Annotated in this window: 15 protein-coding genes; 14 read left to right on the top strand and 1 reads right to left on the bottom strand. The window is 63.1% G+C overall.

Features of this window, described 5'->3' with window-relative positions; all coding sequences use genetic code 11:
• Positions 1–323 precede the first annotated feature (323 nt).
• From rcdA to AC1DZU_RS12210, 7 genes are all read left to right on the top strand, one after another.
• Positions 324–857 (top strand): protease adaptor protein RcdA, encoded by a 534-nt coding sequence (gene rcdA, locus AC1DZU_RS12180; protein WP_477284869.1) that lies wholly within the window; start codon positions 324–326, stop codon positions 855–857.
• A gap of 74 nt (positions 858–931) precedes the next feature.
• The gene (ruvC, locus tag AC1DZU_RS12185; protein ID WP_095089535.1) at positions 932–1,441 is read left to right on the top strand and encodes a crossover junction endodeoxyribonuclease RuvC; all 510 of its coding nucleotides are present in this window, start codon (positions 932–934) and stop codon (positions 1,439–1,441) included.
• Between the two features lie 56 nt (positions 1,442–1,497).
• On the top strand, positions 1,498–1,767 hold the full coding sequence (locus AC1DZU_RS12190) for an AbrB/MazE/SpoVT family DNA-binding domain-containing protein (RefSeq protein WP_477284872.1): 270 nt from the start codon (positions 1,498–1,500) through the stop codon (positions 1,765–1,767).
• A complete protein-coding gene (locus AC1DZU_RS12195; protein ID WP_477284874.1) occupies positions 1,745–2,164 on the top strand; it encodes a type II toxin-antitoxin system VapC family toxin in 420 nt (139 codons plus the stop codon). Before AC1DZU_RS12190 ends, AC1DZU_RS12195 begins: the two co-directional genes overlap by 23 nt.
• Before the next feature lie 27 nt (positions 2,165–2,191).
• Positions 2,192–2,812 (top strand): Holliday junction branch migration protein RuvA, encoded by a 621-nt coding sequence (gene ruvA / locus AC1DZU_RS12200; RefSeq protein WP_477284876.1) that lies wholly within the window; start codon positions 2,192–2,194, stop codon positions 2,810–2,812.
• 43 nt (positions 2,813–2,855) lie between these two features.
• Positions 2,856–3,893, top strand: coding sequence for a Holliday junction branch migration DNA helicase RuvB (gene ruvB, locus AC1DZU_RS12205; protein ID WP_477227687.1), 1,038 nt, complete (start codon positions 2,856–2,858; stop codon positions 3,891–3,893).
• 149 nt (positions 3,894–4,042) lie between these two features.
• Positions 4,043–4,939: a metallophosphoesterase gene (locus tag AC1DZU_RS12210; RefSeq protein ID WP_477284878.1), complete on the top strand. Its 897-nt coding sequence runs from the start codon at positions 4,043–4,045 to the stop codon at positions 4,937–4,939.
• Positions 4,940–4,943: 4 nt separating this feature from the next.
• Here AC1DZU_RS12210 and AC1DZU_RS12215 read toward each other — a convergent pair whose 3' ends face one another.
• Positions 4,944–6,194: a glycoside hydrolase family 5 protein gene (locus AC1DZU_RS12215; protein WP_477284880.1), complete on the bottom strand. Its 1,251-nt coding sequence runs from the start codon at positions 6,192–6,194 to the stop codon at positions 4,944–4,946.
• Positions 6,195–6,251: 57 nt separating this feature from the next.
• Here AC1DZU_RS12215 and ybgC point away from each other — a divergent pair, with 57 nt between their 5' ends.
• From ybgC to ybgF, 7 genes are all read left to right on the top strand, one after another.
• Positions 6,252–6,734, top strand: a complete 483-nt coding sequence (gene ybgC / locus AC1DZU_RS12220; RefSeq protein WP_477284882.1) for a tol-pal system-associated acyl-CoA thioesterase — start codon at positions 6,252–6,254, stop codon at positions 6,732–6,734.
• A 272-nt stretch (positions 6,735–7,006) separates the two neighbouring features.
• Positions 7,007–7,717 carry a protein TolQ gene (gene tolQ / locus AC1DZU_RS12225; RefSeq protein WP_095089519.1) on the top strand — a complete coding sequence of 237 codons (711 nt, stop codon included), beginning with the start codon at positions 7,007–7,009 and terminating at the stop codon, positions 7,715–7,717.
• Between the two features lie 10 nt (positions 7,718–7,727).
• On the top strand, positions 7,728–8,180 hold the full coding sequence (tolR, locus tag AC1DZU_RS12230) for a protein TolR (protein ID WP_111548317.1): 453 nt from the start codon (positions 7,728–7,730) through the stop codon (positions 8,178–8,180).
• Between the two features lie 7 nt (positions 8,181–8,187).
• Positions 8,188–9,345, top strand: coding sequence for an energy transducer TonB family protein (locus tag AC1DZU_RS12235; protein ID WP_477284885.1), 1,158 nt, complete (start codon positions 8,188–8,190; stop codon positions 9,343–9,345).
• A gap of 66 nt (positions 9,346–9,411) precedes the next feature.
• Positions 9,412–10,695, top strand: coding sequence for a Tol-Pal system beta propeller repeat protein TolB (gene tolB / locus AC1DZU_RS12240; protein WP_245331229.1), 1,284 nt, complete (start codon positions 9,412–9,414; stop codon positions 10,693–10,695).
• A 233-nt stretch (positions 10,696–10,928) separates the two neighbouring features.
• Positions 10,929–11,435 (top strand): peptidoglycan-associated lipoprotein Pal, encoded by a 507-nt coding sequence (pal, locus tag AC1DZU_RS12245; RefSeq protein ID WP_095089511.1) that lies wholly within the window; start codon positions 10,929–10,931, stop codon positions 11,433–11,435.
• A 223-nt stretch (positions 11,436–11,658) separates the two neighbouring features.
• Complete coding sequence (gene ybgF, locus AC1DZU_RS12250) at positions 11,659–12,732, top strand: tol-pal system protein YbgF (RefSeq protein ID WP_477284887.1); 1,074 nt, start codon at positions 11,659–11,661, stop codon at positions 12,730–12,732.
• Positions 12,733–12,754: the final 22 nt, after the last annotated feature.

A 12,754-nucleotide genomic window follows, 5' to 3' on the forward strand; every position in this document is an offset into this window, starting at 1 on the left:
GATCAAAAAACACGCGCGCCGTTAAGGCTTCATTAAGCTTTACAGGTGTTTACTATGTCCATCCAGTGATCTGGATTCTTACCGAGTGGTTGGAGCCACTTTGTTTGACGCCTCCCTGTTAAACTCCTGAGAGCCGCCTTATCCGCGGCTCTTTTTTTGTCTGGATTCCGGGGGCGTCCGATGTCGGCTCGCCGTTAACCTTCTGTTAAACATGTGCTTGCCATCGCGGGTGACGAAGCGCATTTTGAAGCTTCAGTCATATAGGCTGCCGGGTGTATCGGCAGTGAGCCGAATCAGCCGGCTGTAGGTGCAGGGGCGTAGCAATGAACGAGCCTTCGACGGGCAGTGCGAAAACCGTCAAGCTGGCGGAGCGCCGGGTTTTCACGCAATCCTTCAAGCCGCTTTACCAGGAAGGTATGGGCCTGGTCGAACAGGCGGCGGAGTATCTCGACGGCAAGGGCCGGGCCGAGGCAAAGAAATTGTCCAGGCTGGGGGCCACGCTCTATGCGGCCGAATCGATGCGGCTGACCACAAGGCTGATGCAGGTTGCCTCGTGGCTGCTTTTGCAGCGCGCCGCGAATTCCGGTGAGATGACCCGCGACCAGGTTGCGTCTGAGAAGTCCAAGGTGCGCCTTGACACCGCTTCCGCCCATGACGAAGCCGCGGGCTGGGCCGAACTGCCCGAGGATTTCCTCGACCTCGTCACCCGCTCGCTGCGCCTGCAGGCGCTGGTGCGTCGCATGGACGAGGAGATCTACGGCTCCGACGCCGTGGTCGACATGCAACCGGCGGTCCGCCGCCCCAATCCGGTTTCCGACCAGATCAGCCTGCTGAACACGGCTTTCGCTCGCGGCTAAAGCTCGGCGGCCATTCGTTTCCGGTTTGTTCACATTTCGCTGGCATCGCTGTCCGTCGGAGGTAGACTGGCGGGATGGGGGAAGCGATTCGCATCATCGGTATCGATCCGGGGCTCAGGCGCACCGGTTGGGGCATCGTCGAGAGCCTTGGCAATTCATTGCGCTTCGTTGCCTCAGGCACTGTGCGTTCCGACGACAAGGCGGCACTGGCGACGCGGCTCTGCCAATTGCATGACGGGCTCGCCGAAATCCTGCACACCGCCATGCCGCACGAGGCCGCGGTCGAACAGACCTTCGTCAACAAGGACGCCGTGGCGACGCTGAAGCTCGGCCAGGCGCGCGGCATTGCCATGCTGGTGCCGGCGCGCGCTGGTCTCGTCGTGGCCGAATATGCGCCCAACGCCGTCAAGAAGGCGGTGATCGGCGTTGGTCATGGCGACAAGAAACAGATCCACATGATGGTGAAGGTGCTTCTGCCAAAGGCCACCTTCGATACCGAACACGCCGCCGACGCTCTTGCCATCGCCATCTGCCATGCGCATCACCGGCAAAGCGTCGCCTATCGAATGGCGCTCGCCGGATAGCAATGTTCTTGACTTGTTCCCGTGCCTGCGATAAGTAATACTTCTGAGGTATTACCATGCGCGTGACCACCAAGGGGCAAGTCACAATCCCCAAACAGATAAGAGACCATCTGGGAATCGGCCCGGGCTCCGAGGTGGAGTTCGTGGCCACCGATGAGGGCGCTCGTCTTGTCGCCGTCAACGAAAACCTGTCCGAGGAAGAGGCATCCCGCAGGTTCAGTGATGTCCTTGACCGAATGGAGGGGACCCTGGATCTGGGAGGCATGACGACCGACGAGTACATGGAGTGGCTGAGGGGGCCGCGTGAAGATATCGACGTTGATTGACACAAATGTCCTGATCGATGTCTGGGGACCGGCCGGACCGCTGACAAAATGGTCGGCATCGGCGATTGCGTCATGCCGCCGTGATGGGGCCTTGGTGATCAATACGATTATCTGGTCTGAGCTCGCGCCGCTCATAGCGACAGAGACAGCGCTTCGAAAAGCAGTGGACATGCTCGAGATGGATCGCGAGTTCCTGCCCTGGGATGCGGCATTCCTTGCGGGCGTCACGCATTCCCGCTATCGCCGTGCGGGTGGAGTTCGCGAGCGGACGTTGCCAGACTTTTTCATCGGAGCCCATGCGACCGTTGCCGGACATCGTCTGCTGACCCGCGACGCTGCTCGCTACCGCAGTTATTTCCCGGATCTCGACATCATCTCTCCTGAAACTTACCCATGAGGGCCCATCTTCCATGAAAGATCTGGCGTGATCGGCAAACTCAAGGGCACGCTCGACGAGATCGACGAGGATCATTGCCTCGTCGATATCCATGGTGTCGGCTATGTCGCCTATTGCTCAGCACGCACGCTGGCCGCGCTGCCGGCGTCGGGCGAAGCGGTGGTGCTGTTCATCGAGACCTATGTGCGCGAGGACATGCTGCGGCTCTACGGCTTCCAGTCGCAGCTGGAGCGCGAATGGTTCCGGCTGCTGATGAACAATGTGCCAGGCGTCGGCGCCAAGGTGGCGCTGGCCATCCTGTCGACACTGGCGCCGGCCGATCTCGCTAACGCCATTGCGCTGCGCGACATCGCCATGGTTTCTCGTGCGCCTGGCGTCGGCAAGAAGGTGGCCGAGCGCATCGTCACCGAGTTGAAGAACAAGGCGCCGGCCTATGCTGGCACCGCCTCGGGCACCATCGGCCTGAAGCAGGAACTCGGCGAAGGCGTCGCCCCGGCGCCGATCACCGACGCCGTCTCGGCGTTGGTCAATCTCGGCTATTCGCGCGACACCGCAGCCAATGCGGTGGCGGCGGCGCTGAAGACTGCGGGCGAGGATGCCGATGCGCCGAAGCTGATCCGTTTCGGACTGAAGGAACTGGCGCGGTGAGGCGTCGCTTGTTCAGGTCCTTGCCGCGTGCAAGGAAGGTGTCATGAGCCTGTCACCCCGTCTCATTACGCCCGAAAAACGCGGCGAGGATGCCGAGCAGACCCTGCGGCCGCAGACGCTTGACGATTTCGTCGGCCAGGCGGCGGTGCGGGCCAATCTCAAAGTGTTCATCGAGGCCGCCAAGGGCCGCAACGAAGCACTCGACCATGTGCTGTTCGTCGGACCGCCGGGTCTCGGCAAGACGACGCTGGCGCAGATCATGGCGCGCGAGCTTGGCGTCAATTTCCGCTCGACCTCCGGCCCGGTCATCGCCAAGGCCGGCGATCTCGCCGCCCTGCTCACCAATCTCGAAGAAGGCGACGTGCTGTTCATCGACGAGATCCACCGGCTGAGCCCGGCGGTGGAGGAAATCCTCTATCCGGCAATGGAGGATTTCCAGCTCGACCTGATCATCGGCGAGGGACCGGCGGCGCGCTCGGTCAAGATCGATCTCGCCCGCTTTACGCTGGTCGCCGCCACCACGCGGCTTGGCCTGCTGACCAACCCGCTGCGCGACCGTTTCGGCATTCCGGTGAGGCTCAATTTCTATACGGTCGATGAACTGGAACAGATCGTCCGGCGTGGCGCCCGCATCCTGCAGATGCCGCTCGGCGACGATGGCGCGCTGGAAATCGCGCGGCGCGCGCGCGGCACGCCCCGCATTGCCGGCCGGCTGTTGCGCCGGGTGCGGGATTTCGCCTCGGTCGCCGGCGATGGCCACGTCGATCGCCAGATTGCCGATGAGGCGCTCACCCGGCTGGAGGTCGACGCGCTCGGCCTCGACGCCCTCGACCGCCGGTATCTGTCGATGATCGCCCGCAATTTCGGCGGTGGCCCGGTCGGCATCGAGACGATCGCAGCCGGCCTGTCCGAGCCGCGCGACGCTATCGAGGACATCATCGAGCCCTATCTGATCCAGCAGGGTTTCATCCAGCGCACGCCGCGCGGCCGGATGCTGACGGCCAATGCCTGGCGGCATCTCGGGCTGGATGCGCCGAAGGATCTGGCGCAGCAACAGATCAACCTGTTCCAGGAAGAGTAGCGGCTCGGGCGATTGGACAGGGGCCTGCGATCAAGGATCCGTGACTGTCCTTGCGCAAAATCTCCTCAGCTTCGCCGATTTGCCGGCGCAATCGTGGAATTTAACGCTGCCTTGGCGACTGTCGCCGCGATTTTGTCCCGGAGCCGAGCATGATAACCAGACGCGGGTTCCTGCGCTTCGTCGGCGGGTCGTTTCTGTCAGTCGCCGCGCTCAGCGCCTATGCGGTCGGCATCGAACCGATGCTGCTGACGCATGTGAAGCGCTACGCGCTGACGCCGCCGCATTGGCCGGCGGGATTGAAACTGCGCATCGTCGCGCTCGCCGACATCCATGCCTGCCGACCGTGGATGACACCGGAGCGGATCGCTTCGCTTGTCGAAGACGCCAATTCGCTGCAAGCGGACGTGATCGTCCTGCTTGGCGACTACATCGCAGGCATGCCCCTGGTGACCGGGCCGGTGACGCCGTCACAATGGGCATCGGCGCTGTCGGGCCTCAAGGCGCCGCTCGGCGTGCTGTCGATCCTTGGCAACCACGACTGGTGGGGCGATGGCTTCGCGCAGCGCGCCGGCGCCGGTCCGACCATAGCGCGCAAGGCCCTGGAGAAGGTAGGCATCCCGGTCCTCGAGAACGATGTCGTGCGCCTGGAGAAGGACCGGCGTGGCGTCTGGATCGCCGGGCTTGCCGACCAACTGGCCCTGCTACCGACCAGGAACCGCAGCCGCTTCACGGGGCTGGACGATCTCGACGGCACGCTGGCCAAGGTCAGCGATGCCGCGCCTGTCATCCTGCTCGCGCATGAGCCCGATATTTTTCCCACCGTGCCGTCGCGGGTGTCGCTGACCCTGTCGGGCCACACCCATGGCGGACAAATTCGGCTGTTCGGCTATTCGCCTGTCGTGCCGTCGCGGTTCGGCAATCGCTACGCCTATGGCCATGTCGTCGAGAACGACCGTAATCTGATCGTCTCGGGCGGGCTTGGCTTCAGCATTGTGCCGGTGCGTTTCGGGATGCGCCCAGAAATCCTGTCGATCGATCTCGGCTGAACGGTCAATGCAGCGCGCGGATCACGTCCATCATGTCAGGCTCGGCCTTCTCGCCGTTGAAGGCGTCGACGATGCCGAAGGCGCCGCCGTAGCTCCACACCGACCATGAGAAGCCGTGCGCTTCTGCGCGCGCGATCATGTCCCTGACATAGGCGGCCCGGTACGCGGCCGGCATCACATAGGCGTTGCCATATTCCTGGCGGATCATGCCGAATTCCCCCAGCGTGATGTTCTCCGGCTTGATGCCGTTGGCGTTCCCCCACGCCTCGACCTTTTTGAATGGCGCATCCATCAGGCCGAGTAGCTTGTCGGGGCTGTCCATGCTGGCGACCTGTTCGTCGAGATAGGCAAGCAGGCCGCTCTGCCGTGTCCATGGCGCCTCGGCCTTGATCCTGGCGCGGATGGTGTCGAGCGTCACCTCGAGTTGTGCCTGCGGCACTGCGGTCAGCGGATAGGGCAGGCCGGTCACATAGGGGATGAAGTCGCCGGCCCAGGTCGCGCCCTGATGGGTGAGCAGGAACGGATCGTAGGAGTGGAAGGTCCAGATGACATTGTCGTCAGGGATCGTCTTCGGATCGATCTTCTCCAGTGAGGTCGCGGCCGAATAACAGGCGCCGGTCAGCACCAGGGTCAGTTTCGTTGCAGAGGAGCGCGCTGCCGCGAACAGCTTCTGCTGACGGTCCGGCCAGAGGCTGGTGCCGTCGCTGTCGCAGTCGACGATCGGCTCGTTCATCGGCTCGAAGGCGACCTTCTCGGGATCTTCGCCGGCCAGCATGCGGGCCATCTTGCGCACCATGTCGACATAGGCGTCGAAGGTCCGCGGGTCGTCCATCACTTCGGCCATGCCGATCTTGCGGCTGCCGCCGGCCGGGATCAGGTGCATGTCGACGATCACCTTCAGCCCGGCGCGGTTGACCATGCGGACCGAGTCCAGCACGCTGGCATAAAGATCGTCGCGCAAGGCCACGGTCTGGCCGGACAGGAAAGGCGACGGGTCGACCGGCATGCGCAGGAAATCGAAGCCCGCATCCTTCAGCGCCTTGAGGTCGTCGTCCCTAAGGAATTTGCGCCATTCCGGATAGGGCAGGATCGCCTTGGCATCGCCCCACTGGTCCTCGCCCGGCCACGTCGTCCACTGGTCGAGATTGAGGCCGCGCTTCATCGAGAAGGTGGCCGCCTTGCCGGGCAGCGACAGAGCCACCAGCACGAACAGCGCCGCCATCAAGGTCTTGATCATCGCTGTCAACAGTGCCATCCGATGCTATGTCGCGCGGAAAACAGGTGCCCCGTCGGGACTGAAAAAGGAAGCGCAATGGACGATCATGGTGAATCGGCGGCGTTGCTGGCAGGGCTTTCCGGCGCGCTGACGGAATTCGGCCACCGGCTGATGGCGCGGGTCTACTACGCCGACACCGATTTCTCCGGTGTCGTCTATCACGCGCGCTATCTCGAATTCTTCGAACGCGGGCGCTCCGACTATCTCAGGCTGACCGGCGTGCATCACACCGAGCTCGCCGACGGCAAGCATGGCGAGAAGATCGTCTGGGTGGTGCGTCGCATGGAGATCAATTTTCGCGGCCCCGCCCGCATCGACGACATCCTGACGATCGACACCCGCACCGAGGACATTTCAGGCGCGCGCATCTTCATGGCGCAGCAGCTCAAACGTGGCGACGAGGTGCTTGTCGAGGCCAAGGTCGAGGCGGCGATCATCGGCGAGAATGGCCGGCCAAGGCGCTTTCCAAGGGAATGGGTGGCGGCATTCATGCCCAAGGGTTTTCCCGCGACCGACTAGACGGACTGCGACCGATGGCGATTGCATGAGCCATGCCGCTGGGCGCGGCAATGCGCCGCGCCTTATGTACTAACCCATCCTTAACCATAACGGTTCATGAAGAGATTGGTGAAGATTGGCGCTATCGAGCGCCTTCCTTTCACCAATATTTGCCCTGAAAAGGCCACCAACGGCACGGTTTGGGGTTGTTACGGTAGCTGCGTGCGAACCGACCACAAGGGATGCCAGGGGCCAGCCGCCAGCTTCGCCCGGAAAATCTTAAGGACGTAACGATGGAAAATATCGCACTCGCCGAACCGGGCGCGCAATTGTCGATTTGGGCGCTGTTCATGCAGGCCAGCTGGGTGGTCAAGCTGGTCATGATTGGTTTGCTCTGCGCTTCCGTCTGGACCTGGGCGATCATCGTCGACAAGCTGGTTGCCTATGCCCGCATGCGGCTGTCACTCAACCGGTTCGAGCAGGTGTTCTGGTCCGGGCAGTCGCTCGAGGAGCTTTACCGTACGCTCGCCGACCGCAAGACCACCGGCATGGGCGCCATTTTCGTGGCGGCGATGCGCGAGTGGAAGAAAAGCTTCGAGAAGGGCGCCAAGTCGCCGCTCGGCCTGCAGACCCGCATCGACAAGGCGATGGACCTGGCGCTGACCCGCGAGATGGAAAAGCTGGAGGGGCGCCTCGGCTTCCTCGCCACCACCGGCTCGGCGGCACCCTTCATCGGCCTGTTCGGCACCGTCATCGGCATCATGACCTCGTTCCAGGCGATCGCCGGCTCCAAGAACACCAGTCTCGCGGTGGTCGCGCCAGGCATTGCCGAAGCGCTGCTGGCAACGGCCATCGGCCTGCTCGCCGCCATCCCCGCCGTCATCGCCTACAACAAACTGTCGTCCGACGCGAGCAAGATAGCGGTGCGCATGGAAGGGTTCTCCGACGAGTTCTCCGCCATACTCTCGCGCCAAATCGATGAAAAAGTGGCCCCCAAGGCCTGAGGAGTAACTGATGGGTATGTCCGTTGGCATGGGAGGACGCGGTGGGCGCGGCCACAGGCGGCGCGGCCGTCACCATGCACTGATGTCGGAAATCAACGTCACGCCGATGGTTGACGTGATGCTGGTGCTGCTGATCATCTTCATGGTCGCGGCGCCGATGCTGACGGTCGGCGTGCCGATCGATCTGCCGGATACGCAGGCCAAGGCGATGAATGCCGACACGCAGCCGATCACCGTCTCGATCAACGCTGCCGGCCAGATCTATCTCCAGGAAACCGAGATTCCGATCGAGGAGCTGGTGGCCAAGCTGCAGGCGATCTCGAAGACCGGCTATGAAGAGCGCATCTTCATCCGCGGCGACAAGTCCACCGACTATGGCACGGCGATGAAGGTGATGGCTCGTATCTCGTCCGCTGGCTACAAGAACATCGGCCTGGTTTCACTGCAGGAACAGGATCAATAGACGCGAGATGAAGACCGGCCTCACCACATCGGTGATCTTGCATACGGCGGTGCTGGCCTTCGGCCTGTTCACGCTGTCGGCGCCGGCCGCACTCCCGTCCGCCGATGTCGAGTCGGTCGCGGTCGACATCGTGCCGATGGAGGCCATCGCGCAGACATTGCAGGGCGACAAGAAGGCCGTGATGCATGAAAAGCCGGCCCCCGTGCCGACCCAGCGCCCGGACATCGTGCCGGTAGCGCAGAAGGTCGGCGAGAACAGCGTCGACACCGACAAGCCGGTAACGCCGGAGGCCAAGCCGAAGCCGGTCGACATGACGTCGGCTCCGCCGCCCGCGCCGACCCCGATCGAAAAGCCGAAGCCCGAGGACGTGCCGAAGCCGCAGGAAAAGCCCAAGCCCATTCCGGCGACGGAAGTGGSGCCGGCGCCGACGCCCAAGGAAGAGGTGAAGCCCGAGCCGGTCAAGCAGACGGACCCCAAGCCGACACCGGCCAAGCCGGCGCCGACCCCGCCGCCGCAGGACAAGACCGCGGCCATCGATCCGACGCCCGAGGTCAAGCCTGACGCTGTCGCTGAGGCCATAGCCAAGGATCCACCCACCGAAGAGACACAGCTGCCGAACTCGGCCCCCGCGCCGGAAGCGCGGCCGAAGCCGCAGCCGGCGCAGGCCGAAAGCGCCAAGGCGCCGGAACGCAAGGATGCCGACAAGCCGGTCAAGGAAGCCTCGTCGAAGCCGAAGTCCGAAGACAAGCAGTTCAATGCCGACGAAATCTCGGCTCTCCTCGACAAGCAGAAGCCGTCCGGCGGCGGCGCCAAACGCTCGACCCAACAGGCCTCGCTCGGTGGCGACAAGGATCAAGGCCAGAAGCTGTCGAAATCGGAAATGGGCGCCCTGGAAAGCCAGCTCGGCGGCTGCTGGACCCTTCCGGTTGGCCTTGAAGGTTCGGAAAACTTCGTCGTCGTCGTCCGCTTCAACCTGGACGCCTCCGGCAAGCTGGATGGCCGCCCGAATGTTGAAAAGTCGAGCGGAAACCGCCAGTTCGACGAAAGTGCCGTTCGCGCCGTGCAAAAATGCGATGTCACCGGCCTGCAGGTTCCCGCAGGCAAGCAGGACATCTGGGCCGACGTCCGCGTCACCTTCGATCCAAGGGAGATGCTGGGCCTGTAGGCTCGAGTATCCGAAAATCAGTACGAGAAGCGAGAAGACATGAAATCAATCCTCAAGCCGCTCCTGATGATCGCAGCAATGGCGATGGGCATGACTGCGGCCGGCACGTTGCCGGCCCTGGCGCTCGTCGAGCTCAACGTCAACAAGGGCAATGTCGAACCGCTGCCGATCGCCATCACCGATTTCCAGGGCGGCGACGCGCTTGGCGCCCAGATATCCGAGATCGTCACCGCCGATCTGAAGCGCTCGGGCCTGTTCGCGCCGATCGACAAGAGTGCCTTCATCGAGAAGATATCCAATCCGGATGCAGCACCGCGCTTCGACGACTGGAAGGTGATCAACGCGCAGGCGCTGGTCACCGGCAGCGTCGGCAAGGAGGCTGACGGCCGCATTCGCGCCCAGTACCGGCTGTGGGACACCTTTGCGGGCCAGCAGATGTCCGGCGAGCAGTTCTTTGCCAACGACGCCAATACGAGGCGCGTCGCCCACATCATCGCCGATGCGATCTACGAGAGGCTGACCGGCGAGAAGGGTTACTTCGACACCCGCGTCGTCTTCATCGACGAATCCGGCGCCAAGAACGCGCGCAAGAAGCGCCTTGCCATCATGGATCAGGACGGTGCCAACGTCCGCTATCTCTCCGACGGCAAGTCGATCGTGCTGACGCCGCGCTTCTCGCCGAACCGGCAGGAAATCACCTACATGTCCTATGAAAGCGGTCAGCCGCGGGTCTACCTGCTGCAGATCGAGACCGGCCAGCGCGAACTGGTCGGCAATTTTCCCGGCATGACCTTTGCGCCGCGCTTTTCCCCCGACGGCCAGAAGGTGATCATGAGCCTGCTGCGCGACGACGGCAATTCCAACATCTTCGCCATGGACTTGCGGAGCCGTTCGACGACGCGGCTGACCAATTCGACCGCCATCGACACGTCGCCGTCCTATTCGCCCGACGGCAGCCAGGTGGTGTTCACCTCCGATCGTGGCGGGCGCGCCCAGATCTATGTGATGGGCGCCGATGGCTCGGGCCAGAACCGCATCTCCTTCGGCGACGGCGTCTATTCGACGCCGGTGTGGTCGCCGCGCGGCGACCTCATCGCGTTCACCAAACAGACAGGCGGCGAATTCCAGATCGGCGTCATGAAGACCGATGGCTCGGGCGAGCGGATCCTGTCGTCCGGTTTCCAGCAGGAAGGGCCGACCTGGGCGCCGAACGGCCGCGTGCTGATGTTCTTCCGGGATTCCGCCGGCGGACCGAAACTGGTATCGGTCGACCTCACCGGCCGCAACGAACAGTCGATCCCGACGACGAACTTCGCCTCCGACCCGGCATGGTCGCCCTTGCTGGAGTAGTTTGGCTCAATTGTCACAGGCGCCAGAAAGGGGTCTTTGTGGCCCCTTTTCCACGTCTTGGTCGCGTTTTGGCCGCATTTACGCCTAGGGTCCGCGCCAAATGTGGCTTCAGCCAAACAGCTGCGGACGGGCAGCCTAAACCAATTTTTAACCATGTTTCTTGAATGCCGGTTAACCCAAACGTGGTTACTGGGTGATCAACGAAATCACTCGAAATGCGAAGGAGAGGCGGCATGGGCCGTATCGCAGCACTTACCAGAAACCCGGTCATGATCGCGCTGGTGGCGATGCTCGCCATCGCCGGTTGCGCCTCAAAGAAGACGCCTAACAATGCCGCCGACCTTGGCCTCAACGGTGCCGGCGCGGCAACGCCCGGCTCGGCGAAGGACTTTACCGTCAACATCGGCGACCGCATCTTCTTCGATACGGACTCGACCTCGATCCGTGCCGACGCGCAGACGACGCTTTCGCGCCAGGCGCAGTGGCTGAACCAGTACAAGCAGTATGCCATCGTCATCGAAGGCCATGCCGATGAACGCGGCACACGCGAGTACAATCTGGCGCTCGGCGCCCGCCGCGCCGCCGCCACCCGCGACTTCCTGGTCGCCAAGGGCGTTTCTGCCAGCCGCCTGAAGACGATTTCCTACGGCAAGGAGCGTCCGGTCGCGGTGTGCGACGACATCTCCTGCTGGTCGCAGAACCGCCGCGCGGTCACCACGCTCAGCGGCGCCGGTTCCTGAGCACCGTGCAGCCGACCGGAGCGCCAAGGAGGCGCGACGGTCTAGCGGCAAAAATGCCACACACCCTTGCGAAAGGCGGCCCCAGGGCCGCCTTTTTCATATCCGGATGCCCGAAACAAAATTTGGCCGAAGTCTCGGCTCCTGCTATGAGCCGAGGGCGCTTGGCTGGTCCCACTCTGATTGGAAGGCGCGAACAAGCTAACGAAATCACGGCGAGAGGCACATGCATTTGAGATCGGTTCTAAGCGGCACCCTTGCGCTGTTGCTCCTATCAGGCGTCACGGCTCTGGCGGGCACAGGGCAATCAACCGACAGCGGCTTTTCCTTCCATCTGCCCAGCATCGAATTGCCCGGCATTTTCGGCCAAAAGAAGAAAACGGATCAGGTTCAGATGGTGCAGTCCGACGGTGCCGCCGTGACCGGGCTGGAAGAGCAACTGCGGCAGATGAACGGCAAGATCGAGGAACTCAATTTCCAGGTCCTGCAGATGCAGGAGCAGATCCGCAAGCAGCAGGAAGACAACGAGTTCCGCTTCCAGCAACTTGAAGGCGGCACGCAAGGCGGGCAGCCGCCGGCACAGAAGAAATCGGACGCCACCACCACTACGGATAGCAACCCCGATGTGGCAGCGGCTCCGGCAACGCAGGCGCCGGCCGATGCGGGCACCGCGCCCGCCGCCGGCCAGGAGATCATCGTCGAATCGCCCAATGGCGACCCCGGCAAGGTGATTCCCGGAACGGGAGCGCCGGAAAAGACTTTTGGCACCATCACCGTCGACAAGAACGGCAATGTCATCGATGCCGGCGGCAGCACCCAGGCGACCGCGCCGGTTCAGGACACCGCGCCAGCCAGCGGCGCTCCGGCCAAGGCCGGCAAGTCCAACGGCACGGTGGTGGCGGCATTGCCCGCCACCAACGACCCCGAGGAACTCTACCGCAACTCCTATCAGTTCATCCTCTCGGGCGACTACAGCACCGCCGAGCAGGGTTTTCGCGATCATATCTCCCGCTTCCCCAAGGATGCGAAGGCGGCGGATGCGCATTACTGGCTTGGCGAGTCTTTGCTCGGCCAGCAGAAATATCGCGACGCGGCCGAGACTTTCCTTTCCGCCAGCAAGGACTATCCCAAGGCCAAGAAAGCTCCCGACATGTTGCTGAAGCTCGGCGTGTCGCTGGTCGGCCTCAAGCAGCATGACGTGGCCTGCGCCACCTTCAGCGAGATCGGCAAGCGCTACCCCGACATCTCCGGTGCGCTCAAGGAACGCGTCAAGCAGGAAAAGGCGCTGGCGGCGTGCTGATCCTTTCCGTGCATGTCGTTGC

The organism is Mesorhizobium sp. P2_A12 (genome assembly GCF_056405075.1).